The organism is Vibrio sp. Vb0937, assembly GCF_033338855.1.
Map to the genome: position 1 here is coordinate 25815 of NZ_JAWOTK010000002.1, position 26945 is coordinate 52759.

General features: G+C 43.8%; 22 protein-coding genes. 11 read left to right on the top strand and 11 right to left on the bottom strand.

Annotated elements, in window-relative coordinates; all coding sequences use genetic code 11:
- The first annotated feature begins 50 nt into the window (after window positions 1-50).
- Entirely contained in the window at window positions 51-674 is a 624-nt protein-coding gene (locus R7P67_RS03700; protein WP_262634917.1) for a bifunctional 4-hydroxy-2-oxoglutarate aldolase/2-dehydro-3-deoxy-phosphogluconate aldolase, read from the top strand.
- 451 nt (window positions 675-1125) lie between these two features.
- Window positions 1126-2883 (top strand): sodium:solute symporter family transporter, encoded by a 1758-nt coding sequence (locus R7P67_RS03705; RefSeq protein WP_154203897.1) that lies wholly within the window; start codon window positions 1126-1128, stop codon window positions 2881-2883.
- A gap of 491 nt (window positions 2884-3374) precedes the next feature.
- Here R7P67_RS03705 and R7P67_RS03710 read toward each other — a convergent pair whose 3' ends face one another.
- From R7P67_RS03710 to R7P67_RS03725, 4 genes are all read right to left on the bottom strand, one after another.
- Window positions 3375-4271 carry an NAD(P)-dependent oxidoreductase gene (locus R7P67_RS03710; protein WP_374041267.1) on the bottom strand — a complete coding sequence of 299 codons (897 nt, stop codon included), beginning with the start codon at window positions 4269-4271 and terminating at the stop codon, window positions 3375-3377.
- Window positions 4272-4688: 417 nt separating this feature from the next.
- Window positions 4689-5444, bottom strand: a complete 756-nt coding sequence (locus R7P67_RS03715; RefSeq protein ID WP_033906984.1) for an SDR family NAD(P)-dependent oxidoreductase — start codon at window positions 5442-5444, stop codon at window positions 4689-4691.
- Window positions 5445-6052: 608 nt separating this feature from the next.
- Window positions 6053-6526 (bottom strand): copper chaperone PCu(A)C, encoded by a 474-nt coding sequence (locus tag R7P67_RS03720; protein WP_042521048.1) that lies wholly within the window; start codon window positions 6524-6526, stop codon window positions 6053-6055.
- A gap of 93 nt (window positions 6527-6619) precedes the next feature.
- Window positions 6620-7081 carry a hypothetical protein gene (locus R7P67_RS03725; protein ID WP_262653028.1) on the bottom strand — a complete coding sequence of 154 codons (462 nt, stop codon included), beginning with the start codon at window positions 7079-7081 and terminating at the stop codon, window positions 6620-6622.
- Window positions 7082-7520: 439 nt separating this feature from the next.
- Between R7P67_RS03725 and R7P67_RS03730 the strand changes: the two genes are divergently transcribed.
- Window positions 7521-8570: a Preprotein translocase subunit SecY gene (locus R7P67_RS03730; protein WP_262653030.1), complete on the top strand. Its 1050-nt coding sequence runs from the start codon at window positions 7521-7523 to the stop codon at window positions 8568-8570.
- 94 nt (window positions 8571-8664) lie between these two features.
- Here the strand turns inward: R7P67_RS03730 and R7P67_RS03735 are convergent, their stop codons facing one another.
- Both R7P67_RS03735 and R7P67_RS03740 read right to left on the bottom strand, forming a co-directional pair.
- A complete protein-coding gene (locus tag R7P67_RS03735; RefSeq protein WP_005375845.1) occupies window positions 8665-8961 on the bottom strand; it encodes a hypothetical protein in 297 nt (98 codons plus the stop codon).
- Between the two features lie 149 nt (window positions 8962-9110).
- Window positions 9111-10310, bottom strand: coding sequence for a DUF5666 domain-containing protein (locus R7P67_RS03740; protein WP_017820243.1), 1200 nt, complete (start codon window positions 10308-10310; stop codon window positions 9111-9113).
- Window positions 10311-10399: 89 nt separating this feature from the next.
- Here R7P67_RS03740 and R7P67_RS03745 point away from each other — a divergent pair, with 89 nt between their 5' ends.
- The 3 genes from R7P67_RS03745 to R7P67_RS03755 all read left to right on the top strand — a co-directional run bounded on the left by R7P67_RS03745 (window position 10400) and on the right by R7P67_RS03755 (window position 13348).
- On the top strand, window positions 10400-11068 hold the full coding sequence (locus tag R7P67_RS03745; protein ID WP_017820242.1) for a response regulator transcription factor: 669 nt from the start codon (window positions 10400-10402) through the stop codon (window positions 11066-11068).
- Window positions 11040-12281, top strand: coding sequence for a sensor histidine kinase (locus R7P67_RS03750; RefSeq protein WP_017634216.1), 1242 nt, complete (start codon window positions 11040-11042; stop codon window positions 12279-12281). The genes R7P67_RS03745 and R7P67_RS03750 overlap by 29 nt, the downstream gene beginning before the upstream one ends.
- A 137-nt stretch (window positions 12282-12418) precedes the next feature.
- Complete coding sequence (locus R7P67_RS03755) at window positions 12419-13348, top strand: SRPBCC family protein (RefSeq protein ID WP_017820241.1); 930 nt, start codon at window positions 12419-12421, stop codon at window positions 13346-13348.
- Between the two features lie 146 nt (window positions 13349-13494).
- Here the strand turns inward: R7P67_RS03755 and R7P67_RS03760 are convergent, their stop codons facing one another.
- The 5 genes from R7P67_RS03760 to R7P67_RS03780 all read right to left on the bottom strand — a co-directional run bounded on the left by R7P67_RS03760 (window position 13495) and on the right by R7P67_RS03780 (window position 20124).
- Entirely contained in the window at window positions 13495-13950 is a 456-nt protein-coding gene (locus R7P67_RS03760) for a hypothetical protein (protein WP_005375850.1), read from the bottom strand.
- A 12-nt stretch (window positions 13951-13962) separates the two neighbouring features.
- Window positions 13963-15741, bottom strand: a complete 1779-nt coding sequence (locus R7P67_RS03765) for a S8 family peptidase (protein WP_054579021.1) — start codon at window positions 15739-15741, stop codon at window positions 13963-13965.
- A gap of 249 nt (window positions 15742-15990) precedes the next feature.
- Window positions 15991-16332, bottom strand: a complete 342-nt coding sequence (locus R7P67_RS03770; RefSeq protein WP_017820239.1) for a hypothetical protein — start codon at window positions 16330-16332, stop codon at window positions 15991-15993.
- Window positions 16333-16342: 10 nt separating this feature from the next.
- Window positions 16343-18256 carry a tetratricopeptide repeat-containing diguanylate cyclase gene (locus R7P67_RS03775; protein ID WP_213895308.1) on the bottom strand — a complete coding sequence of 638 codons (1914 nt, stop codon included), beginning with the start codon at window positions 18254-18256 and terminating at the stop codon, window positions 16343-16345.
- Window positions 18257-18867: 611 nt separating this feature from the next.
- Complete coding sequence (locus R7P67_RS03780; protein WP_130545589.1) at window positions 18868-20124, bottom strand: aromatic amino acid transport family protein; 1257 nt, start codon at window positions 20122-20124, stop codon at window positions 18868-18870.
- A gap of 379 nt (window positions 20125-20503) precedes the next feature.
- Between R7P67_RS03780 and R7P67_RS03785 the strand changes: the two genes are divergently transcribed.
- The 5 genes from R7P67_RS03785 to R7P67_RS03805 all read left to right on the top strand — a co-directional run bounded on the left by R7P67_RS03785 (window position 20504) and on the right by R7P67_RS03805 (window position 26917).
- Window positions 20504-20938, top strand: a complete 435-nt coding sequence (locus tag R7P67_RS03785; RefSeq protein WP_017634213.1) for a GNAT family N-acetyltransferase — start codon at window positions 20504-20506, stop codon at window positions 20936-20938.
- 292 nt (window positions 20939-21230) lie between these two features.
- Window positions 21231-23894 carry a nitrate reductase gene (locus R7P67_RS03790; RefSeq protein ID WP_318085877.1) on the top strand — a complete coding sequence of 888 codons (2664 nt, stop codon included), beginning with the start codon at window positions 21231-21233 and terminating at the stop codon, window positions 23892-23894.
- A gap of 20 nt (window positions 23895-23914) precedes the next feature.
- Window positions 23915-24820, top strand: coding sequence for a uroporphyrinogen-III C-methyltransferase (cobA, locus tag R7P67_RS03795; RefSeq protein ID WP_318085878.1), 906 nt, complete (start codon window positions 23915-23917; stop codon window positions 24818-24820).
- On the top strand, window positions 24817-25770 hold the full coding sequence (locus tag R7P67_RS03800; RefSeq protein WP_318085879.1) for a glycosyl transferase family protein: 954 nt from the start codon (window positions 24817-24819) through the stop codon (window positions 25768-25770). Before cobA ends, R7P67_RS03800 begins: the two co-directional genes overlap by 4 nt.
- Before the next feature lie 229 nt (window positions 25771-25999).
- Entirely contained in the window at window positions 26000-26917 is a 918-nt protein-coding gene (locus R7P67_RS03805) for a dienelactone hydrolase family protein (protein WP_009704599.1), read from the top strand.
- Window positions 26918-26945: the final 28 nt, after the last annotated feature.

Genomic DNA, 26945 nt, shown 5'->3' on the forward strand with positions numbered 1-26945 from the left:
GCTCCGCAGTGATTTATTGAACTCAAGTTAACGACGACGAGTACACTCTTATGACGACATTAAACGAACAACTAGCAAACCTAAAAGTAATTCCTGTTATTGCCATTAACAAAGCAGAAGATGCGATTCCTCTAGGCCGCACTTTGGTTGAAAACGGTATGCCTTGCGCTGAAATCACGTTCCGCACAGAGTGTGCTGCAGAAGCGATTCGTGCTATGCGCGCTGAGTTCCCAGAAATGCTGATCGGTGCAGGTACGATCCTAACTAACGAGCAAGTTGACCAAGCGATCGAAGCTGGTGTGGACTTTATAGTAAGCCCTGGCTTTAACCCTCGCACGGTTCAATACTGCCTAGACAAAAGTGTGGCTATCGTACCTGGCGTAAACAACCCAAGCCTAGTTGAGCAAGCGATGGAAATGGGTCTGCGTACACTTAAGTTCTTCCCTGCTGAGCCATCTGGCGGTGTTGGTATGCTTAAAGCACTTACGGCGGTTTACCCTGTGAAATTCATGCCAACAGGTGGCGTGAGCCTAGGTAACGTAGACGAGTACTTGTCTATCCCTTCAGTACTGGCATGTGGCGGTACTTGGATGGTTCCAACAAAACTTATCGATGAAGGTAAGTGGGATGAACTAGGGACACTGGTTCGCGACGCAGTAGCTCACGTAGCATAAGTGTCGTAACACCCCGATAAAACTAGCGAAAAGAATGAAAAGCGAGCCTCAGTGCTCGCTTATTTGTGTTTGAAAGCTTTAAAGAGGCGAGAGTTAAGAATCGCATTCATATAAATCCTACTTTCTATCCAATTTTTTCGAAACATCTCATTACGTTTCCTTCAAAGAAATGCCGCGCATTTTTGATCTTCAGACAAAGCGCGAAGAAGAAAAATATTCCATACTCTAATAAATTTCAATTAGACAATTTGTATTACAATATGTTGAGGCGTTCTGAGTGGCAATTATCTCCTAGAAAGCCATTGGTCTAAGAAAGTAAGGGATTTGACGTGTTTTTTTCGTTAAATAACTTATGCTTTAGATCACAATTAAAGCTTATTGTAGTACAAATGGGGTTATGAGAAGAGTAGTCTAGACGTTAGAAAATGATCAAACTTGAAAGGCTGAAAAAATGACTATTGATACTCTTGTTGTTCTTGCCTACTTCTTCTTCTTAGTTGCAATTGGTTGGATGTTCCGTAAGTTCACTACCTCAACCAGTGACTACTTCCGAGGGGGCGGTAAGATGTTATGGTGGATGGTAGGTGCTACCGCCTTCATGACGCAATTTTCAGCATGGACGTTTACAGGTGCCGCAGGACGCGCGTTCAACGACGGTTTCGTTGTTGTAATCCTATTCTTAGCCAACGCATTTGGCTACTTTATGAACTACCTCTATTTTGCTCCAAAGTTCCGCCAACTACGTGTAGTGACGGCGATTGAAGCAATTCGTCAACGTTTTGGTAAGACTTCAGAGCAGTTCTTCACTTGGGCTGGTATGCCAGACAGCTTGATCTCGGCCGGTATTTGGTTGAATGGTCTTGCGATTTTCGTGGCAGCGGTCTTCAACATTCCTATGGAAGCGACCATCATCGTTACGGGCTTAGTGCTAATGCTAATGGCGGTAACAGGCGGCTCTTGGGCGGTTGTTGCATCTGACTTTATGCAGATGCTGGTTATCATGGCAGTGACGATCACTTGTGCGGTGGCGGCATACTTCCATGGTGGCGGTATTGGAAACATCGTGTCGAACTTTCACGGCGACTTCATGCTGGGTAACAACCTGAACTACTTCAGTATCTTTATCCTTTGGGTTGTGTTCATCTTTGTTAAACAGTTCGGTGTCATGAACAACAGCATCAACGCTTACCGCTACTTATGTGCAAAAGACAGTGAAAACGCACGTAAAGCTGCAGGTCTTGCATGTGTGCTGATGATTGTTGGTCCTATCATCTGGTTCCTACCACCTTGGTACGTTGCGGCATTTATGCCTGATTTCGCAGAGCAATACGGCTCAGTAGGTGGTGATGCAGCATACCTAGCATTCGTACAAAACGTAATGCCAGCAGGTATGGTGGGTCTTCTTATGTCAGCAATGTTTGCGGCGACCATGTCTTCAATGGACTCTGGTCTTAACCGTAACGCGGGCATCTTTGTGATGAACTTCTACAGCCCGATTGTGCGTCCACAAGCGTCGCAAAAAGAACTGGTTATCGTGAGTAAAGCAACGACTATCGTGATGGGCTTCATCATCATTGGTATCGGTCTATTCATTAACTCACTACGTCACTTGAGCCTGTTCGATATCGTACTGAACGTCGGTGCATTAATTGGCTTCCCAATGCTGATTCCTGTACTACTTGGTATGTGGATTCGTAAGACGCCGGATTGGGCTGGTTGGGCAACACTGGTTGTTGGTGGCTTTGTTTCTTACATCTTCGGTATCTCACTACAAGCAGAAGATGTAGAGCGCCTATTCGGTCTAGAGCAAGCGTTTACAGGACGTGAGTGGGCAGACCTAAAAGTTGGCTTGAGCTTAGCGGCACACGTTATCTTCACCGGTGGTTTCTTCTTGCTGACAACTCTCTTCTACAAAGGTCTATCACCTGAACGTGAGAAAGAAGTGGACCAATTGTTCGAGAACTGGAATACGCCACTTGTGGCTGATAGCGAAGAGCAGCAGAACCTAGATACAAAACAGCGCGGCATGCTTGGTAAGCTTATCAGCGTAGCGGGCTTCGGTATCCTAGCTATGGCTCTAATTCCAAATGAACCATCTGGTCGACTACTGTTTATCTTGTGTGGTGCGATTGTTCTCTCGGTGGGTGTTCTATTGGTGAACGCAGCCCGAGGGCCTAAAAGCCCAAAGTTAGCTAACGCGAAAAGCTAACCAAAGTTAAAGACTCTCAATGAAAAATCCCGCGGTGTTAAAGCCGTGGGATTTTTTGATCACGCTGACTGAGAAAGCGTGGCGCATCGTTTGTTGTTATTCGTTGTATTGGGGAACTCCCAATAAGGTGCGACTATATTCGCATTAGAGTCGTCAGCCTAAAGCGAAAAAGCAATCTAACTTTCTTTGCACGCTGTGTTTACACTTTACACCCCAAACCTGATGCTTTGTCTATTTAAATAAATATGTGTGCCTTCTTAGCAAAGAAAAAGCATTAAATCAGACGTAGCTTTAATGAGGCGTACGCCAGAAATAGGAGAGAGGTTTTGAAGTGTTAGTGGAAAATATATAAGAGAATTGGAAGAGGCTGCCCTGCAAAACTTTAAAGGAGTGGCTAGGGTATCAAGGAGTGATGAGCGTCTGGGGAAGAGGAAAAACAAAAAAAGCCCAGCTACATTGGTAGCTGGGCTTTTAGTTACAACTGAGTGTGACTAAGCTTCTAGGTCTGCAAAGTAGTCGAAGATGACTGGAACGTCATTTTGACCAAGGCCTTTATCAACTGCCGCTTGTAGACTCTTAGAAGTGCCCTCTGCAATTAGGGAAGTTGTACCAAGCTCTTCGCATAGAGCAAGGAAGTAACCGAGGTCTTTGTTTGCGTTTGCGACAGAGAAGCCTAATTTTTCTTCGCCATCTACGGCGTAAAACTTACAGAATTGCATAAATGGTGAGTTTGATGGTCCTGCAGACATGATGTCGAATAATTGTTGACCATCAACACCAGCACGTTTAGCAACAGCAAATGCCTGAGACATGGTTGCTACGGTTGTCATACCCATAAAGTTATTCACAAGCTTAGTTACGTGACCAGAGCCTAGTGTGCCAAGGTGGAATACGTTTTCACCTTGATCGTCCAGTACTGGCTTAACCTTATTGAATGTTTCGACGTCGCCTGCGGCCATGATGTTCAGTAAACCATCTTTTGCGTGGGCAGGTGTACGACCTAGAGGCGCATCAATCATACCAGCCCCTTTCTTAGCAAGGTCAGCGCCAATCTTCTTCGTTGAAGCTGGAATAGATGTACCGAAGTCGATGAGTGTTTTACCTTCTGACATGCCAGCTAGAACACCAGTGTCTCCGTAAACAACTTTTTCGACAACTTCAGATGTTGTTAGGCACAGCATCACGATATCACTTTTCTCTGCTAGTTCTTTACCTGAAGAAGCTTCAGAAGCGTTTCCACGAGCTAGTACTGCGTCAACAGCATCTTTATTGAGGTCCATTACAGCAACTTCGTAACCACGTTTCTGTAGGTTTTCAACCATGTTTCCGCCCATCAAGCCTAGGCCGATGAAACCAATGATAGGTTTAGTCATTTTAACTCCAAAAATACTATTGTATGATTATATTGCTTGTTGATAATCATAATGACTATTGTGGCTTTTGCAATTGAAAATTATGAGCATAGCGGGCTTGGGATGGATTTTTTCTAAAAGTGAGATGTAAGTAAGGTTTGTGAGGGTTTTATTCATCAGTGTATATAAGAAAAGCGGATTCATCACGCTTCCATTTTTATCGTGAACAAAGCCTTTAGGAGGCTTAAATAACGTAAAAAATAAAATTTATTGTAATACAAGTGATTTTGTTTCAGCTAGAGGAATACTGTCCATACCAAAAAATGGGTGAAACGTTACAAATGGGGTGAAAGGCGAGGTGGTATAAGGATAAGCCGCAGTACAAACATACTGCGGCCGTTATCAAATCAGTACTAAAGCGCACTTACTGATAGGTAAAAAGACTTATTGGTACTAAATGCCTAAAGCTTGACCACCACCAATTTGCAGTGTTTCTGCGGTAATGAATGATGCATCTTTACTTACCAGAAAAGAGATAGCAGAGGCGACTTCCTCTGGCTTGCCTAGGCGTCCAAGCATAATACTGTCTGCCCAAGAAGCAAATACTTCAGGCTTGGTTGCTTTGATTTGAGCATGGAATGGTGTATCGATAGTGCCAGGAGATACTGCATTGACTCGAATTCCAGCCGGAGCTAACTCTTTAGCTAAAGCGCGAGTTAATGTATGAACGGCGGCTTTTGATGTACCGTAAATACCTGCACCTGGACCACCTGCATTCCAAGCAGCGTTTGAAGTGAAGTTGATAATTGATGCGTTATCAGACTTTTTTAGAAATGGAATCGCTGCGCGTGATACGAAGAATGCACTATCGAGGTTTAAAGCCATGACTTTACGGAAAAAAGCAGTTTCCATACCTTCAATAGGACTACGACCACCAAGACCACCTGCGTTATTAACGACAACATCGATTTTGCCGTATTTTTCACCAATAGCATTGATGTTTTCATCGACGGCATGTTCATCTGTAACGTCAAAACCGTAGTATTCAGCCTCAATTCCTGCGTTATGTAGTTTGGAGACACACTCCGAACCTTTTTCATCTTCAATGCCGTTTAGAATGACCGTGTATCCATCCTGACCAAGACGCTTTGCTACTTGGAAGCCGATACCGCCAGTAGCACCAGAAATAAATGCAATTTTAGTAGACATAATGGTGTTCTCTCATGTTTGTAGAGTTGGAAAGGATTTTTTATTTAACATAGAGTATTATTGTAATACAAATGATTTTGATAAACAGAGAAACACCAACAATGAGAAGTCGATCACGTACTTTTTTGAGATGCTGACTCATCCAGTGGCATATATCGACTTTTACGGTCGTGCATGATTTGTATCTAGTCAGGAGAATCGGGATATATAAACAATTGAGCATATAGCTGCCGGCTTAGCTCGTTGGGCTGAGGTTTGTTTCAAGTAGAAAGAAAGCTGATTAACCGTGGGTCTTTGTTGCCAAACTTATGATTTCATTCAGGCTTGCCAAGTGATGGTTGGAGAACTTTGTCGAGAGGTTGAGTTTTAAGCGGGTAGGGAACCTTTTTAGGATCTTAAGTCTTTCAAGGTCATTCTGAATAGCGAGGGACGAGCGTGATTTAGAATCTCTTGCCCGAGCACGCTGTTATGATATGTGACCCCGTTTCGCCGAGCGTTATTCATCACCATTATTCTGAAGAGTCGAGTTAGGATCTACCGGAATAATGATTTTGACTAAGCTGAGATAAAAATGCCCGCTAAATCAGCGGGCACTTTTGTTTACGTCATTAATGGTGCATGTGTTTTTCCATGTGACCTTGTTTTTCAACCGCCATTTCTACTTCCACTTTACCCGCGTTTTTGAATGTTAACGTCATAGGGAAGCGGTCGCCTTCTTTAAGAGTTTGTGTCGGGTTAAAAATCATTAAATGGAAGCTGCCTGGCTTAAACAGCACTGAGTCATTGGCTGGAACGCGCACTTCGTCAATCTTAATCATTTTCATCACACCATCTTCTTTCTTATGCGTGTGAATTTCGACATGTCCTGCGATTGGGCTTTCTGCTGCGATCAATGCATCTTCACTGTCACCGTGGTTGGTTAATTGAAAAAAACCACCGATAACAGGTGCGTTTGGTGGCGCTTCGCGGCTCCATGGATGGTCGATATGAATTTTTCCTGCTTCATAATCGTGCGCTAAACTCAGTGGGCTAGCGATGACAGCAATAAGCGCGATAGCGGCGGTTTTAAATGATTTAAGCATGTGTTTTTCCTTTTGAATGAATAGCTTCTCTGAATGGACAACAAACAGAGTCATCGTTATTTTTGAATAAAGTTGTCAATGATTAGATGCCTGTTAGGCAGGAAAAACACTCGGCGGAGAGTGCTTAGGCGCGATGTGTTTGTAAACGAGCTTATCGCATTTTGAAAAATGATAAGTCGTCAGTGCATACTTTACTCGGCGCAGCCAATGGATGGTTGTCAGGTAAAGCCCAATCGCAACCAGAAGAAAGAATTGAACAGCTTGAAGAAGCGGACATTCAAACTGAAAGCCGTCGTGTAAGTTAAGATCTTGGATGAGCTTAGAAGAAGATTGAGCGTTAGCCTCAATCAACGTATTGATCTCCACCCATTTGAAACCATCTGCGGTACACAGTAAAACCTTTTCACTTTGGACTTTGTTGAGCCAAGTTGTGCTGTGAACTTGTGTAGGATTAAGAGCGGCTGTGGACGCTAAATACAACTGAAACAACACCGCGATAATAACCGCAATAGCGTGCAAGCGATGGTGTTTGTGCTGTATTAGAGTGTTTTCCATACAATTGAGTGCTTATCTTCTTCGGCGCGGGATACTAACAAATTAACCAAACAATGTAATTATCAGTTTACTAAAAGGTGATGCAAGTGTGCATTATTTGTTTTGTTGCCTATTTTTAACGCTTTAATGTCTTGATTCGGCTGACATTCACAACCTCCAATTCAACTTGTCAGTCTTGCTTAGTCGCTTCTGAAGATACCGAATTAATCTCTCTTATATGTCACTGAAGCTTCGGTTAGTGGGTGTCGTGGTGGTGTTTTTACGTGCTAGATTTGGCTGATATCGATTCAAAATGCACACCGAATCTTCACTTGTTTTCGATTAACGGAATTATGACAGTAATTTAATAAAGGATACGGTATTCTGCGCTCCTTTGTACATGCCAGAAACGTCCGTCCTACTTAGTCGGAGGGGCGATTAATCTTAAGAAATTTCTCAAATGAAATACGAACAACAGATTGGATATCGATACCCTAAAGGTCGATTTGCCATGGTGAGTGTATATGCATTCACCGGTGCTGCGATTTTAGCATCGACTATTTTTTCTCTATTGCTGTTTTTGTCTATCGACGAAAACCCGATGATGCAAACCTTATTTGGTGGTTTAGCGATCATTTTTGAAGCAGGTAAATTTTACGCTTGGTATGAATACGGTGAGCGCCGAGCCCATCGCAACTACACAGGAGCAGCAACCGCTCTCGTGTTTTATTTAGTCTTAGCTGCGATTTCCATTGGCGGTAGTATTGGTGGGATTAATAGTGCAACCAATAGTGCACAAAGTCATATTTCGGTAGAGCAGGCGAAAGTGGAAGCGTTTAATCGTCAGATTGCGGCAATCGATAAGCAGATTGAGCTCAACAATATGGCAGCGCAGAAATACATCGAGATGGAACGTATCGCGACTGGTGTAACTCGCATCCAGGAGCAAAACAAAACCTTACGTGAAGAGCAGCAACGCTTGGCTATGGAGCGTGATAGTTTACCGCCGGTGACGCAAGGCTCAGTGATTGGTTTAATTGATAGTCTAGCTAACGCATTTGGTACCACCTCTCAGCAAGCTCAGCTTGGCTTGGTTATATTTCTTTCGATTCTTTTGGACTTCTTTGCTGCATTTTTTGTTGGCTTGATTGGTGAAGAGCAACGGTTCCGATATTTCTATCGCAGAAATGAGGGCATGATATTGAAAACAGTTCGCGATATAGATCCAGCGCCTGCGGGTTATCTTCCTCATATAAAAGAGGAAGAAGAGCAAGAAATACCAGTAGCGCCGGAGCCAGAAGAACCAAAGGAACCGAAAACTTTGTTAGAGCAAGTTAGCGATGCACTTAAAACGCATCAAATTACGTGCACCAAAAAAGCTGTTGCTAAACAGTTTAGGCTGTCTGCGGAAGAGGTAGACCAGGTATTTGAAGAATTGGCAGAGCTCGGTTTAGTGGGGAAAAAAGCCAACCACCATTATCATTGGATAGGTGAAGCAGAGACCGCATAATTGGTTATCTATTAGAGATCGGAAAGAGCGTCAATCGGCGCTCTTTTTTTTGGGGGGGGATTTTCGCTATTAAAGTTAACTACAAGAAAGCGTATCAATCTTTATTGAGCTTTTTGGTTACGTCTTTCACCGTTTTCTTCTCTTTTTCCGGTGTCATTGCATCAACAGCTTTACCCGCCACCCCTTCATCTGGCAATTTGTCTTTTCCTGCATCAACTGCGGTATCTTTCAGTGCCTCTTTAGGCGTACAGCGACCACCAACACCAACCACGGCTTTTGTCGCAGCGGCTTTAGCTGCCTTTTCTGCATCGCAGTCAGGATCCATAACGCTAGCTAAGCTCGTGGCTGAACCAAAAAACAAGATTAACAAAATGAGGTTGCGTTTTTTCATATTCGTCACCAATGTTGTGAAACATAGGTAAAGTGTAACGGAGAGAAAAGGCTTTGACTGAGAATTTGTTGGTTTGAGCTTGGGAAGCAAAGTAAGGTGAAAAGAACAAGTGCCACCGAAGTGACACTTTTTCTTAAGCGTAGAAGGGATTAGTTGTCGTAAACGTCTAACTCCACTTCACGGGCAATATTTTGCTCGTTAATGATCACACCTTCGACTTCGACACGAGCACCATTTAGGTTAAGTTCTTCAATGCCTTGGAAGCGTGTTTGTGCATCAATCACAACGGTGGTGTTAGTTAGTACTTGATCAGCATCATTCTCACAATGCTCGATTTCAAATGTTCTTGCTTCAGCATCGTAGTTTGATACGTATCCTTCACATTCAAATTCTTTACCTTGCCATTGGTTGTTATCGTCAAAGTCTGGTTGCTCAAACTCAATAACGGTAGCGATGCGTTTGCCATTTTTCATGACAGACGTTACTTCCACTTCTTGGCCTTGTTTTAGGTTCGCTTTGCTGCCATCTTCAAATCGTGTTGCGTTATCGATGAAGAATGCACCTCGGTAGTTTAGTGAGAACTCACTGTAGTCATTTGCAACCCAAGTGACGATGCCTTCCACATCGCTGTCATTGCTTATGACGTCGTAGCCTTCAACTTCTACCTCATGTGCCATGAAGATACCGTTTTGCATTTCACCTTCGGCTTCAATCCATTGACCAATGCTAAGCTGGTTAACGTTGTTATATGTCACCGTTACTTTTCCACCTAACTTAAATGTTCCAGCATTTGCATCGATACTGGTAATACGGCCTTCCAGTTCGTAGTCGTTATCAAGTGCTGGGTAATCGTTATCTACGTCGAGCTCGACCACAGACAACACTCGATAACCCGCATCAGCAGTTGGCAATGATGACACCATCACCCAGTCGTTGACCTCTATATCATCACTTAAATCGTCAAACTGCAGCTCTACGCCGTTTACCGTGAATTTTTTCTTCACATGATCAATTGCTGTCACACGTCCAGTAATGGTTGGTTCAAGTATGACTCGGACGCCATTGTCCGAAGTTTGCCGAATATCTGAACCCACGCGAACCACCATTTTTGGTTTTACATCGGCCAGTTGCACTTGTGTGTCGTCATAAACCACCTCAGACACACGATACGTATGTCCATTGACGGTTAACGTGCTTTCTTCAGCGTTGACCGCTTCAACAGAGCCAATCGCTACACTTGGTTTCACTGCTGGTTGAGTTGATGTGCTATCGCTATTGCTGCCACCACCTGAACCACCACAACCAGACAATGCCAAACCTACTACAGAAATAAGAGCGAGTTTTTTCATTGTATTAACCTCAATTTACGAGCGAGTTTAGGAAATTGCCTGTATCTTATTGGGCATATCGTGAAGAGATCGTGAAGAAATGTGATTTTATGAAAATTTTAATTGTAGATGACAACCATAACGTCTCGGAGACGATTGCAGACTATCTTGAGCTAGAAGGCATGATTATCGATTGTGCGTTTCATGGAGAGGCTGCGATTAAGTTAATCGAGGAAAATCATTACGATGTAATCATCATGGATATCATGATGCCGAAGCTCGATGGCATCAGTACGGTACAGAAGCTTCGACAAGATAAGTTATGTGGAACGCCAATTCTCTTCCTAACGGCAAAAGATACGCTAGAGGACAAAATCGCGGCTTTTAAAGCGGGGGGAGATGATTATTTAATGAAGCCATTTGCGATGGAAGAGCTCAGTTTGCGTGTTCATGCTTTGGCTAATCGTGGTCCAAGACAAGATATCGGAACGCTCAAATTTGCAGATATTTGTTTAGATGCGCGGACAGGAAAAGTAACGAGAAAAGACAAAGAAATTAAGCTGAGTCGAATTCAAACTAAAATTTTAAAATTGCTCCTCCAACGTGCTCCAGCAGCGGTCTCGCGCACAGAAGTGATCGATAGTGTGTGGGGAGACGAACCACCCGGAAGTGATGCACTTCGTAGCCATATTTACGGTTTAAGAACCGCGCTAGACAAAGGTTTTGAAGAATCACGATTAGAGACTATTCATGGACAAGGTTACCGACTTAAAGCATAACGAATATCCAAGCATTTATCGCAAGATCCGTTGGGGTTTTGGGGTCATGACGTTTGTGATGTTTACTCTTTTTTGGTCGCTGATTTATGTGGCAGAAAACAAACTGGAAGTGCTGAGTTTACATCACTGGCTAGATACTGAAGCTGCGCTTTATAGTGAGAATTTCGAGAAACAGGGCTGGGATGCGCCATTGCCAAACGTATTGGAATTCAACTCATATTGGAGTGAAGCACCGACACCCGATTGGTTGCTCTCTTTTACTTCACCTGGTTTTTACGAATACCTGCTTGGTGAAGAAGACAAACACTTTGTTGTATTGAACCACCCCTCAGGGAAGGGGCTTATGTACATTGTATTTCAAGATGACTCCGATGATTACTTGGACGAATACGAAAGCTCGCTGCATCAGTTTACGCTGCTGCTCGGTGGTTTGTTTTCATTTGTCATGGTTGGGTATGGCATTTACATGGTGCGAATATTGTCTCGGCCATTAGCGCAAATTGAAGACAAAATTAGCCAAATGTCACCGGATCAACCCGCTTTCCAAGTTGAAACTAAGTTCAGCGAAACACGCCAGATAGAGCAGACTTTGCTGGATAATAAGAACGATATCGCGGGCTATTTCAAACGAGAACAAGAATTTAGCCGTTTTGCATCGCATGAGTTGAGAACGCCAATCATGGTGATTAAAGGCTCAACAGACATTCTGACGCGTCTCCCTGATCAACCTCGAGTTGCGCAAAAAGCCATCACGAGGATGCAGTCAGCTTGTGACGAGATGCGTGTACTGACAGAAGCGTTTCTCTTACTTGGTAAAGAGAAAATAGAGCCTCAACATTACGGAGAGCATCAGCTTCTTACTTGTTTACAAAAACAACTGGAAGAGCTGGCTCCTTTATTTGCCAAGCAAGATTCGAACTACGCTTTGCACGAACAACATAGTGGTGTAGTGAAGGCACCAGAGAGTTTTGTGACCATTGTTATCAACAATCTGATTAAAAACGCCTTTAGCTATAGTGTGGGAGATATTGAAATTGAGTTGAAAGGTCATGCGCTTAAGATCCTAAACCGTCACGATGGCAACGAGACGTACAACGCTGGTTATGGTTGTGGGCTTGTTATCGTACAACGAATATGTGAACGGATGGGGTGGGCGTTAGTACTGGACGATGATGGTGTTCGATTTAGTGCAAAAGTGGAGTTCTGCTCTTAGCTTTGCGCGTATTGATTCAAGTGAGAATTAACGCTCTGGATTTTTCTTGTCGTACGCATCTAACCCGTAGTCAAACAAGAAAAAACTGGAATTTGAATTAGACTGAAGTTAGTGAAGCGGAAACTCGAGGAACCGTTATGCTCTCTTATCAGGTCAGCCGAAGTATTGAAATTAATAAGAATCAAAGTGAAATTATTGGCTATCTCAAGAACTTCAATAACTGGCCCAGCTGGTCACCATGGATCATTCTTGAACCAAGCTGCGAGCTGACATTCAGTGATAATCAGGGCCACGTTGGAGCTGGTTATCAATGGAATGGTCAGCGTATTGGGACTGGCGCGATTGTACTGGAAAGTACTCAAGAGCATCGATTAGATATGGAGCTACATTTCTTTCGCCCAATCAAGAGCCATGGAAAGGTGACTCTAATCGTGACGCCGTCACAAAATGGCTGTTTAGTCGAATGGCAAATGCAATCTCGCGTCCCTTGGTATCTGTTCTTTCTGAAAAGTATGTTTAAGTCGATGATAGAGATGGATTATCAACGTGGGTTACGCATGCTCAAAAGTAAGCTTGAAACCGGAAGAGTGCATTCAGACTTAGTCGAAATAGGTAACCGAACGTTGCCTCAAATTCATTACATTGGGATCAAGGGTGTGGCTAGCTTGCAGGAATTAGGTTCAGTAATTGAGAAGCATGTTCAGCAACTAGAACAGTTAATTAGTGACGAAACCCTATCCGTGAATGGTGAATTGTTTTGTTATTACCAGTCGATGGATATGCAGAAAGGTACATTCGAGTTTATCACTTGCTTTCCTCTTCATAACTCAGTACCAGCGCCTCAAGGGGCGGTTACCGGTACCATTCCTGAGAGTGAAACATTTGTCGTTGAACACCGAGGTGAATATCAGTTTTTGGGAAATGCATGGGCTTTAGCGATGAACTTGGTTCGTCAGAGTGGTATGAAAGTCAAAACCAGTCCTTTAGGAATCGAACGCTATCTGAATAGCCCGAAGGAAACCACGGAAGAAGAGCTAAGAACGGAAATTATTTTGTTTAAGAAATGACAGGCGCAGGCGAGTAGGGTGTTTAGGTATCATACTGGTTATGCGAAATGTTATTAAAGAATAATAGCCTATCTGTTCCTACCCATAAAAATGCCTCAGCAATCGCTGAGGCATGGTTTTACAGGCCAACTTCTCTTGTTAGAGAATTATTGTGCACGGTATTTACCGCTGTTTAGTTCAATTTTAGACGCTTTTACCCGGCTGTCTGCGTTTAGGTAGTCGCTAATACTTAGCAGATCTTGATCTTGAGATGCTTTTAACACCGCTGATTCCCCCTCTGCGAAGATAACTTCTAATTTTAACTCTTTGGCGACTGCTTTCGCTTCGTTAGGATTGTTTACGGTGATATAAACCAGTCCAGTGGCTTTGGATACGTTACTAAACGCATTCTTAAACACCTCATCACCCGCTTGAAGCTTTACGTCTTCAGATAGGGTTCTAATAGTGCCAGTTTGCACTTTTCGATAATCTTGGCCATTAATCTCAACCGCTTCTGATGGCACAAACAGTTCTGGTGCAGGCTGTTGAGAGAGCTGTTGCTCAGCGTATACACTCGACGTCATGATAACGAGAGCCAGCATAGAAAATGATTTGTATTTCATGTTATTGACTCCTTAGTGTCCAAATATGCGCATCGACCAGTTCTTAATAACACCGGGCTGAGCGTTGTTTGCCATCGGAACGTCATAGATGGTGGAAGAGTTGAAATATGCAATGTAAGAATAGACTTCATCGCCGTTCGTATCTATTGCTCGCAACGTCCATTCGCCTTTTGCATCTTCGCCATAAAATTGGTTAGACAACATTAATTGATCTTTGTAGCCAGTAATCGATGAATCAAGAGATTGACCAACAAGACCATTGCGCGGTGTTTGCAAAACGGAACGAGTCCCTGATGGCGAAATGAGCTCGATAGCTAAGTCGGGCAGACGAGCGTGGTCCAGTGTCAATGTCACTTGAACGGATTCTACTGTCAGCTCATCGGCAATGGCGATACTTGAAGAACCACCAACTAGACTTGCATCGGGTACACTTACTTCTGTAGCGTTATTAACCCATGGCGTAATGACTTGAGTTGGCAAAACACGATTCGTCATGCGAGCACGTTGCATCGCTTCATCTAAATCTACAGCGCCGAAGCCATAAAAAGTATGGAAATCTACGCCTGCTGCGTTTTTTTGCCAAGGGGCAATTGCCTCGTAGCTAACCTGTTCACCTTTATGGTTAGTAAATTCAAGCTGTACGCCTGGATGCGCTTTATCCGTTACTTTTGCTGTTTCCGCTAGTAAAGCACGTACATCACGAGCAGAAAGTGCGTGGTTGGTTGACATGATTGCCGCGATGGCACCCGATGTGTTTGGCGCAGCCGATGAGGTTCCGTTCATCGTACTGGTATAGTTACAGTTCGGATCGAGCTCCGTTCCGCCGTGTAACCCATTAATGCCAAGGCCATCACTGGTATTTTGCCCTTCTTCACAACCCATTAAATCAGTGGTGACCATAGCAGGGAAATCTTGCCCATATTCACCTGCTGGTGCTGCAACCCACACGTTCGACCCCACCGATGAGTAACTCGCTCTCGTACCATCCGCTCGCAATGCACTAGTGACTAGATTGAAGTAATTGGCGTTATCATAAGACTGAGCAGAGTTGTGCATCGGTAAGCCTTGATTGTCTCCACCAGCAAAGAAGTTACTTGGCAATACGAAGAATCGCCCTGCATTGAAATAACGGTAACCATTACCTGCTGACTTTACAAATACAGCACCTCGACCCCATGCGTTACTCTCGCTGACGTTTTTCATCACGTCCATTTCAAGTTTTAGCTGAGGGTCGCTTTCATCAAAAGTAATCGGGTTTATAGGGCTGAAACCGTAACTTTGGTTAAATACGCGAACATCGCGTGTTGCTGGGTCCATGCCATGGGAGATTAACCAGCCTTCTAATGTCTGGTTGGCTAACCAGTTAAAACCGATGAGGGAAGAGTGATAAGCGACACCGCGTCCGCCTTCACCGTTGTTGCCGACGGCGCTAATCAAACCGGCTACAGCAGTGCCATGACCATTAGTATCAACCGGATAACTTGGTGGGAATGAAGAGTCTTCGACGAAGTTTCTGCTACCTGTAACTATATTACCTGCAAGGTCGGGGTGATCGATCTGCACTCCAGAATCAATAACAGCAACTTTCACACCAACACCTGCAATCCCCATTGCCTGAGTGAGCTTAGTGTTTAAGTCGTTCCCAGCAACAGCAGGATTAGCCGCAAACGCAGTTTGCCCCGTGTTGTCTAAGTGCCATTGTTCAGAATAGAGTGGATCAAACGCCGAGACGGCAGGTGCAATGCCTACTGCCAACATAGCAGCAAATAGGCGATTAATGCGTATTTCCATTTTTGACCTCATGTCTTTGTTTGGAATTTTTTAGTTCCTGTTTCATATTCCGCTAACAGGAACAAACAAAGCTAACGACAAAGAATAAGGACGAAAACCATTTACAACTTGTTTACATTAAAAGTTCGATGGACAACATAAGTCTTTGTTAATTTACTGAAACTATGAGGTTTTTATATGTCGCATCGAACATGCATGAAAAGTGAAAAGCAGAAAATACGAGTGTACCGTCTGCTTCAAGAGGGGGGGTTATTTAGTTGGAGCGGGTTGAATAGTTGCCATTGGTTTCTTAGGTTCGGCTTTTTCCTTAGGCAGCACGTTATCAATCCACTTTTTAATGTACAACTTATCGAATTCTTTATCACACCACTTTTTGTTTAATCCACGTCGATTGAACTCAGCACCAATCGCCACTTTGGTTTGGTTAGTTGCACGGTTGTAGTAGAGAGTTTCACATAGTTGAGTGTTACTCATTTGCTGGGCATATACGTTGACACTGCTGCTGCGCATTCCCAGTTGAGATGCTTGCTGATTACTACACGCCATAAGAAATAGAGGCGCAAAAGTAATAATGATTAGATTTTTTTTCATGTGTGCTTTTTTATGATGTAGGATGAATGACGAACTGGTTTCTACCAGCTTGCTTCGCATCATACAAAGCTTGGTCTGCCAAGAAAAACCATTGATCCCATTCTTGTTTAATTATTTGTGCCGACAGTTTGTCCACTGCTCCAAGGGAAATTGTCGCGTTTAATGGTTTAGAGTCAACCACCAATGGCGTGTTTTCAACAGTATATCTCAATCGCTCCAAAAACTTAGCGCAATCTTCAGCTCGCTGTACTTCGAATAATAGGACAAACTCTTCTCCACCCCAACGAATGAGTAGGTCACCAGAGCGAGTGGATTCATTAAATAGCGTGGCAATATGAGTCAGCATTTTATCGCCAATATCGTGTCCATATTGATCATTAAAGGTTTTAAAATGATCAACATCTAAAACTGCTAAGGCAAATGTTCTATCTGGGCTTCTACGAGCCATTTTGTCCAGCCAAATGTGAAGATAGCGACGGTTATGCAGTTGAGTTAACGGATCGGTAGTATTTTCTTGAGTGAGTGCTTTATTAATACGTCTAACGCGCAGTACGTAACGAAAACCAACGACACCAATTGCCGTAATAGCGATAAAGTAGAACATTTCTCGATAGCGCTGCGAACGCAGTTCAGACGCTTGTAGCGCATTTTTTGTTTCTAGCAATTTGAGTTCTTTCTGGGCTAACTTAGCTTCGAGATCAAACTTAATGTTAATCATCTCTTCACCATGAATATGATGAGAAAACTCAGCCTCCAGCTCTCTTAATTGGGTTAAATAATGAAAAGCGGCTTCATAGTCATTAAGAATTTGATGAGCGTTTACCAGTACCGAAAGCATATCAATACGCTGCCGCAGCTCTAATTCACTGGTTGACTTGGTTTGTTCTAGAACGTTAAGCGCTGTTGTAATAGCTTTATCGTATTGTTTGTTTGCGAGGTAAGCCTCTGCAAATGCCTCGTAACAAGACGTTTTTAGCATTTCTAGATTTTTTGGAATGGGCAGGTCTACGCAACGTTGTGCGACCATTAATGCATCATCAATTTTTCCTACCGAGCTCAACATTTGTGAAAAGCTGGATAAAGAGTGGTGCTTGACTGTGTCAGACCCCGTTTGCATTGAAAGTCGAATGGCTTCATTGAAATAATATTCCGCTTTTTTGTTATCTCCGAGGCTCGAGTGAACGATGCTAAGGTTTGCGTAGATAACCCCCATAAAAAAGCTATTATCGTATTGATATTCGCTCTCTAGGTAAGTGTCGAGAGCTTGCGTTAGGTAACTGTTGGCCCGAGCCCAATCTGATGCGTCGATGTAGACCGTCCCAATGTTGTTCAGTGTCATCGCGACTTGTATTTCAAACACTGTTTTTTCTAATAACTCATAGGCATTGCGATAATATTTTAGGCCACTGCGTAGTTGATTTCGAGATACTTCTAGATTGCCTAACCAGCGGTAAGCACGGCCTTCTAATGCTAGATAACCAAGATCACGGGCTGTAGAAACAACGTCATGGAGTAACAATTCTGCGTTCCAGTTATCGTCTTGCTCAATCATTGTTACAGCCTTATTGAGCTGTGCTTCAGCGACGACCCATTCCAAATGGTGCTTTTTACCGAATTCGATTAAATCGGGCATATCTTTCGGTAATGGAACGCCTTCGTAACGCTTAAGGTACTTTCGTGCAAAGTAATACAGAGCAAGAGACTCCGCTGATGCATTCTGTGGCGCATTTAACTCATCTTTTTGAATTGATCGCGGCTTACCCATCGAGCGAAAGTAGAGTTTTAACATGGGCTTGCTTTCTGCTGAAATGTGTTCTTCCAGATAAGCTTGCTTTTCGGTACTCGCCAGTACGTTGGTGGGATGCAAGAAAAGTCCAAGTGCAGTACAAAGTGCGTAAGCCAGTTTTTTAATTGAGAAGTGCATGAGCGTATTAATAAAATGTGATCTCTTAACCGAATACCAGTTAAGTCTACCATTTCTTGTTGGTTAAGTGCGGATGGATTCCCAGTGGCAAAATGTTTTGGGAGTGAGATACGAGAAGGATCTCTATAATATTATGATTTATAAAAACAAAATCTATTGAAAACTTATGTAATGATTGGAAGATGGCATAGGTAGGGTAACGATGGAAGGTAAGTGAGCATATTCGGTGGACTCAATCTAGTGGTTTAAGCCGCGGATTCATCGCTCGAAATCAGGGTGAAGTGTAAAAAATTACGTTTCTGTCATAAATATTTAATGTTTGTATGGGTTGTTAAAAAACTGGATATTAGACATAGTGTTATTAAGCCAATAAAAAATGGCTTTTATAATAAATAGGAGATTAACTATGCATAATGAAATGATTCAACCTTCGCACTTCGGCATTATCGGCCGTACCTGCATTGCTTCAGTACTTATGATTGCGGGTGTTTTCGCTCTTATTTAAGAGTCAAGGGTAACGATGATTACCTTTTAAAGAGTAAGAAAATTCAGGGAATCACCTTAACTTTGTGTAAGGTATTCCCCTGAAAATCCAAGCTAGTCTTTAGTTATTAGCTGAAGAAGCTAAAAATCAATGCACTTACCGCCACAATGCCTGCTGCTAGAACAAAGTAAGTAGAGATATTTCCTCGATATTGTTTCATCGCCTCGATTTTATACACCGCTAACATTGGCATAATAAATAAGATCATTGCAATAACAGGCCCTGACAATGCTTCCATCATACCAAGAATACTTGGGTTCATGATCGCCGCCGCCCAGATTGAGAAGAACAGTGCTGCCACGCTGATACGATCAACACGCTTCTCAGATAGGTTAAAATGCTTGTTAATTAAACCATTTAAGCTTTCACGCGCACCTAAAAAATGCCCAAGGAAAGATGAAGTGATAGCAACAAACGCTACTAAAGGACCAAGTGTTGCAATAAATGGATTATCGGTTGCGTTCGCTAAGTAAGACAATACGGATACGTTTTGTTCTTTTGCTTGAGCCAATTGTTCAGGTGACAGTGTTAGTACACAGGAAAATACAAAAATAAGAACAAAGGCAATCAGCATAATGCTAGTGCGACGAAGAATAACTTCGGATTTGGCATCTGCCTGCTTACCGTAATGGCGACGTTGTACATTTGCAAAGCTTGAAATTGCAGCTGCGTGACTAAACGAGAAAATCACTACAGGAACTGCTAACCACATAGTGCTAGCAAAAGCTGACGCTTCTGGCACATCCATGACAGGCATGGTCCAGTTCGGTATTAAGTAAAATGATAGAAAGGCAAGAATGGCAACAAGTGGGAACACCATGATGGCAAAGGCCCGTAGCATTACTTTTTCACCCGCCATCATAATAGCAATTAGTGCAAACACTAGTACGCCAGAAAGCAAAGGTCTAGGTAAAGAAGCCATATCAGCCTGATTTACCATGAAGCTATCTACTGTGTTTGTTATTCCAACCCCATATATCAACAGGATCGGGAAGATCGAAAGAAAATACAGCAGTGAAATAGAACGACCTGCTTTTGCGCCGAAGTGCTCTTCCACTACATCAGTGAAGTCTGCGTTTTTGATCTTAGAAGATAGTACAAAACGAGCTAAGCCACGGTGCGCAAGATAGGTCATTGGAAAAGCAAGTACTGCCATCGCGACTAAAGGCCAAAAACCACCAATCCCAAGGTTAATTGGCAGAAACAGGATGCCTGCGCCAACGGCTGTTCCAAATAGGCTAAGAACCCAATGTGTATCATGTTTTGACCAAGCTGTGGTTGTGTTTATTTCACTAGGATTTAAGGCATTTCGAGATTCTTTCACTTTAAAACTCGCTTTTATAAAAATAATAATGCTGAAAATGGTAAAGGTTTTAGTGTTTATTATCACACGCGAAGCTTGGTGAATAATGCTGTGAATTTGGGGTGGTTGTAAATTATCCAACTATGAATTTTTCAATAAACCAGAATAAAGTTCTTAAATGTGATGCATTTAATGGTTATATGTATTGAAATTTTCATCTTGTGTGGTTTTTGATTTTGCGGTTAAAACTTAATCACGGATGTATGTTCTAAGTGAGTTAGGCCTAATTTTCAGGAAGAATATTACATTTCTTAAGCACTTAATTGAGATGTTTGTGTCCCGTCATTTAGATGAGATTTAGGTATACTGCTGCCATTCATGTTAAAGAAGGAGTCATTGAATGGACATCTTGTCTGCGCAAAAAGAGGACTTATTTGCCATATATAAGCTCGAAAATACTTTATTTGGAGAACACGCCTATCCTCAATTTTTCTTTCGGCAAGCTTTTGATTGTTGGGGAGAGAGTTTACTGGTAGCAAAAGAGGGAGAGCAGGTCGCAGGGTATATATTGCTAACGACTAGCACAAATGCACATCAATATTGGATCATGTCATTGGCCGTCGATATTCAACATAGAGGTAAAGGTATTGCGCGTTCCCTCCTAGAAAACGTTATTGCGTCGTTGACGTTAGGCTCAAGCGTGAAATTGACTGTCGATCCTAAGAACCAACCTGCATTGTCTTTATACCTCTCCCTTGGCTTTAAAACGTTAGAAGAAGAAGCGCATTATTTTGGTGACGAAGAATCCAGGTTAGTTATGGAATTAGTAAAGTAATACTGCACGATAATGACCGAAATTTGCACACAATCAGTGCGTAGCATTACGTTGCTATAATTGGTTTTAAGCTAACCCTTTGTATGGTAAGGGTTTTTAATCTTGGCACCTCACTTGCTTTACATAAACGTTCATCGATAACTCGATGCGCCGCTCTTAATAGCAGGCGAGAGCGGTATAGGGTATTACTTTTTGAAAATGTACTAACAGCGTTAAAGGCATTGCTGCCTCTCTCGATTCGGGAGAGGCTTTTTTTTGCTAGTAAGTTGGGCTGAATCGCACTGGAGGTGTTATGTCGCAAGGATGCAAAAAAACCACTTGTCCCTATTGTGGTGTTGGATGTGGTGTCGAGGTCAATGCGAAAGGAATCGTTGGGGATGCGTGTCATCCTGCAAATGCGGGATCACTGTGCGTGAAGGGTGTCGCGCTGGCAGAGAGCTTGAATATGCCTTCGCGCTTGTTGTATCCAAAGCTTGTCACCAAGCAACGACCTCAAGGGCAAGAGGTGCAATGGCAACAAGCCACGGATCTGATTGCTGAAAAGATTCATCAAGCGAAAGCGGAGTTTGGACCGGATTCCATCGCGATGTACGTGTCAGGGCAGTTGTTAACGGAAGACTATTACGTCGCCAACAAACTCATGAAAGGCTATGTTGGCAGCGCAAACATCGATACGAACTCGCGTTTGTGTATGTCTTCGGCGGTTGCGGCTCATGTACGAGCATTTGGTGAAGATGTCGTTCCCGTCAATTACGACGATATTGATAAGACTGAGCTATTGATCATTTGCGGTGCTAATACCGCTTGGACGCACCCTGTTTTATTCCGACGTATTCAACAAGCGAGAGAAAACAATCCTAACCTCAAGCTGGTGGTCATTGACCCGCGTGAAACGGTCACCGCACAGCAAGCGGATTTGCATCTACCGATTAAAAACGATGGTGATGTGTCACTCTTCAATGGGCTGCTCAAGTTTCTTATTGAACAACAATTGATTGATTCTGAATACATAAATTCTTATACCGACGGATTTAATGCACTTAGAGAAGAAGTTTCTGATTTGCGTTACGATGTCACTAATTTGACGTCTTCCATTGGCATTTCAGAAGAAAAACTCACGACATTCTTCCAATGGTTTGCGCAAAGCCCAACCGCAATTACGTTGTTTTGCCAAGGGGTAAACCAAGCCGAAAATGGCGTCGACAAAGGCAATGCAATCATTAATGCACACTTGGCGACGGGTAAAATTGCCAAGTCAGGTTGTGGGCCGTTTTCTATTACAGGTCAGCCCAATGCGATGGGTGGGCGAGAAGTCGGTGGATTGGCAAACCAGTTAGCGGTTCATCGTGCTTTTGACGCAAAGTCTATAAAGCAAGTGCAGGCGTTTTGGGATTCACCAGAAATTGCCACTCAGCCCGGTTTAAAAGCTGTTGAACTGTTTGAGGCGGTAGAACGTGGTGAGATTAAAGTTCTGTGGATCATGGCAACCAATCCGGTTGTCTCTTTGCCCGATAACCAATTGGTGAAACGTGCACTAGAGATTTGTCCGTTTGTGATTGTTTCCGATATCACAGCGGATTCGGATGTCGCCCATTACGCAGACCTGTTGCTGCCCGCCGCTGGTTGGGGGGAGAAACAAGGTATGGTGACTAACTCTGAGCGTCGACTTTCAAGGCAGCGCCAGTTTCAAACGCCTCCCGGTGAAGCAAAATCAGATTGGTGGGCGATAAGCCAAGTTGGACAAGCTCTGTGTGCACTGGAAAAGACACAAAATGGCTTTTCGTTTACTTCAGAGCGGGCGGTATTCAGGGAATATGCAGCGATGACAGGCATGAATGCAGATTCACCATTGAAGCTAGATCTTTCTCAATACGCCAACTTAACCGAGCAAGAATACGAAGAGTGGGTGCCGACACAATGGGGAGGAGAGCGCCCTTTTGCTGATGGCATCTATTCGCACCCAGATGGTAAAGCGCGTTTTGTCGTGACCAGTGAATCTCCAACGCGTTTAGAGAGAACAAAAGGCTGGTGGCTCAATACGGGCAGACAACGCGACCAATGGCATACCATGACGCGCACAGGGCATATCGCACACCTTGCCGCCTCTGAGTTAGAACCAACCGTGTACATGAACACACTCTCTGCTACTCAAAATCGCTTAAAAGCAGGACAACTCACCAAGCTGTTTCAGCCTACTTCAAACACCGGTATTTATGCCAAAGTTGCCATTGATGAAGGTTTAGGTTTTCAGGAGCTGTTTATGTCAATGCACTGGGCGGGTCGATATGGCGGTGAAAGCAGTGTTAACGCGATAGTAAATAGTGCAAAAGACCCTATTTCCGGGCAGCCTGCGTTTAAGTCATCTTATGTTGAAGTGCAAGACGCAGCGGTAAAAACCTACGGTATGTTCATCGGTACACAGTTTGATTCCGGCAAGTTTCTCTACAGCGCATTTCAAGCAGAAAGCAATTTGGGCATTTGGCGCTTTGCACACGATAAGGGACCAAAGAAGCAGAGTTTTTGTCGAACGGAAAAGAGCCGCAGAATTACGATAGATATTGCCCAGGGTTGGCTCGCGGTGGATTACGACCTTGTTGGAGACGTTCGTATCATTCGCTCTGTTTTAGTGGTGTCTAGCGAACCGATTCAAACTGACTACATCAACTTTACTGGCTTGATTGGCAAGCCGATGGAGCTATCGCAACTGCTTACCATCACTCAATCGCAAAGCTGCGCCAAACTGGTTTGTAGTTGTTTCCGCGTCACCGATAAACAAATACATGACGCGATGGAGAAACAAGACTGCACTTCATTGACCCAACTTCAAAACAAACTCAAATGCGGCACTAACTGTGGCTCGTGCGTCTCTCAAATCAAACAAATGGTCGACAGCCATCAGCATCAAAAGGGCAAACAGCAAGCGAACCAGCAAAGTCTGGCTATTCAAATAAAGTAAGTCATAAAGAGGATAAGCACATGGAAGCGCCTTATCAAAAGTCTTGGTTTAAGAAAGGACAAGCGAGTCAGAAACAAGAACGCTCGTCTCGTTTTTCTAAGCATGATCAAGCAAGCAAACTGAACCAACTTTTAGAAGACCATTCAGTAGACCTGGACGCGAACCACAAAGGTTTTGTCTCGATTGTAGGAGCAGGGCCGCACGATCCTGACTTGTTAACGGTAAAGGCTGTGAAAGCGATTATGTCGGCAGAGATTCTGCTGTACGACCGTTTGGTTAACAAAGATATTTTGGAGTTGGCTTCGCCACAAGCCGATTGGATTTACGTGGGCAAACGATGCGGACAACCTAGCATTGGTCAGGAAGAAATTTGTGACTTGATGGTATCGCTCGCTCAACAAGGAAAGCGAGTTGTACGCTTAAAAGGGGGAGATCCTTTTGTATTCGGCCGTGGAGGTGAAGAGGCGTTAGCACTCGTCAAACACTCAATCGCGTACGAAGTCATCCCCGGTATTACTGCTGCGATTGGATGTTCAGCAAACAGCTTGATTCCGCTGACTCATCGTGGCGTTGCTCGTAGCGTTACCTTTGTGACGGGGCAAGTGGTAACAGGCGCATTTGAAGCGTGGAGCCAACTGATGCAAAGCGGACAAACGTTAGTCTTCTATATGGGGTTAGAAAAGTCATCGCAAATACAAACGGGATTAATCAACTCCGGTTTGAGAGAAGATTTCCCAGTCGCGACCATCACTCATGGTTGCAGCCCTCAACAACAAGTGCATGTTACACAACTCAATCAGCTCAATGATTTATCGATTACACTTAAAGGCGTGAGCCCAGCATTGATTGTGATGGGAGAAGTTGTCAAACTGCGCGAACAACTAATAGAAACCGTACAGTCAGTGACGGAATACGAGGGAATATGAGCAGCATTTTGGAATGTATTAGAACAGTCGGTCGTGGCGAACGTGGTAGAAAACCACTGAACTTTGACCAAGCGTTTCGAGTTATGAATGAATACCTAAACGGTGAGTGCGACGACGATCAGATGGCAATGTTATTGATGCTGATCCGTGTACAGAACGAGACTCAACAAGAAATCGCTGGCTTTGTGAAAGCATTCCAATCCCGCATGCCTGCTATTGGTGCAGACATCGACTGGCCTTGTTATGCAGGTAAACGTGAAGCGGCAGGTCAACCTTGGCACCTGTTGGCAGCGAAGATCCTCGCCGATAATGGTCATAAAGTGTTGATGCACGGCTATCATGACCGTCAATCTGGTCGTTTGCATGCCGAAGATTACCTCGACAAGTTCGCTATCAAGAAAGCGGAATCAGCAGAAGACGCAAAGCGTGTGTTAGAAACACAAAACATCGTGTATCTGTCGCTGAGCGCGTTTGCTCCTCAAGCAGAAACCATGATCGGTTGGAAGAATCGTTATGGGCTTAGAACGCCGATTAATACCGTGGTACGAGCACTGAATCCGGGGCAGGCGACGGTTGGTATTCGTGGTAGCTTTCATCCCGGGTTCCAACAACTTCATGCTGAAGTCGAATTCGAGATTGGCAAAACCGCTCATGCCGTTGTGTCATTCAAAGGACAATCGGGTGAGTCCGAATACAACCCGAAAGTAAGCCAAACGGTATGGCTAAGCCAAACAAGCGGCGTGACATCGCATTACTGGACGGAACAAATGCTGTCTGAGGTGCCAATGCCTGCAAACTGCCCGTTTGGAACGTCAGAAGACGACATGAACCAAATGGCAAATACGGTTCTTGCCACCATGACAGTGGTGCTATTTGCACAAATGCATGACAGGGAAAAAGCATTCGAACGAGCTTTCTCGTACTGGCAAGCCTATTGCGGCCAGCAATAAGATACTATTGTCAATTAATGTAAAACCAACGACGCAAAGTTGTTGAATCTGAATCCATTATCTATTGTTTGAAGAAGGTAAAAGATCCTAGCTCGCCAATGATGTGTTTCACCACCTTGCTCCGTATCAGAGTGGTGAAACCGCAGTTTTAGCCTCAATCGCGTTCGTTTTTAGCTTCGCGTTTGAGAATGAGAAAATCCCATATGGTAAGACACAGAGGACATGGATAATGGTTCTAAAGCATACCACTCCTAGTGAAAAGGCTTCTCATCCGATCCCGCAAGAAGCCTTCGATTGGTACGACGAATACGCCCACGGAAAAATCTCGCGCCGTGAGTTTCTAAATAGGCTGGGTGGCCTTGCTGTGCTTGGCTTTAGCATGACAGCACTGGTCGATGCGTTAACCCCGAATTACGCACTCGCAGAACAAGTTTCATTTAACGATCCTGACATCAAAGCAACTTACGAAACCTTTCCATCTCCAAATGGGCATGGAGAAGGGCGTGGTTATTTGGTGATGCCACAGAAGAAGACCTTAAAATCGCCGACCGTGTTGGTGATTCATGAAAACCGAGGTCTGAACCCTTATATTAAAGATGTCGCAAGACGACTTGCAAAAGATGGCTTTATTGCTTTCGCTCCAGACGCACTTTATCCACTCGGCGGCTATCCGGGGAACGACGATGAGGGTCGCGCCATGCAGAAAGAGATGGACAGAGCAAAGATCGAACAAGACTTTATCGCAGCCGCTAACTTTCTCAAACAATACGAGGGTGGCAACGGTAAATTGGGCGCGGTTGGATTCTGCTTCGGTGGATACATTGTCAACATGCTTGCGGCGGTAATGCCAGAAGAACTCGATGCAGGTGTGCCTTTTTATGGAACACCCGCGGCGCAAGAGATCCAAAAGCAAGTCAAAGGGCCATTGATGATTCACTTTGCAGGGCTCGATAAGCGTGTTAACGACACATGGCCTGCTTATGAGCAGCAATTGATCGCAACCGACGCACAGTATCAAGCGTTAATGTATGAGAACGTCAACCACGGCTTCCATAACGACTCAACAGCACGCTACGCACCGGAAGAAGCAGCACTCGCTTGGGAGCGCACACTCGGCTTCTTCAAAGAACATCTCGCCTCTAGTTAAAGCGCGTCTACTTTAGTTGGCACATTCC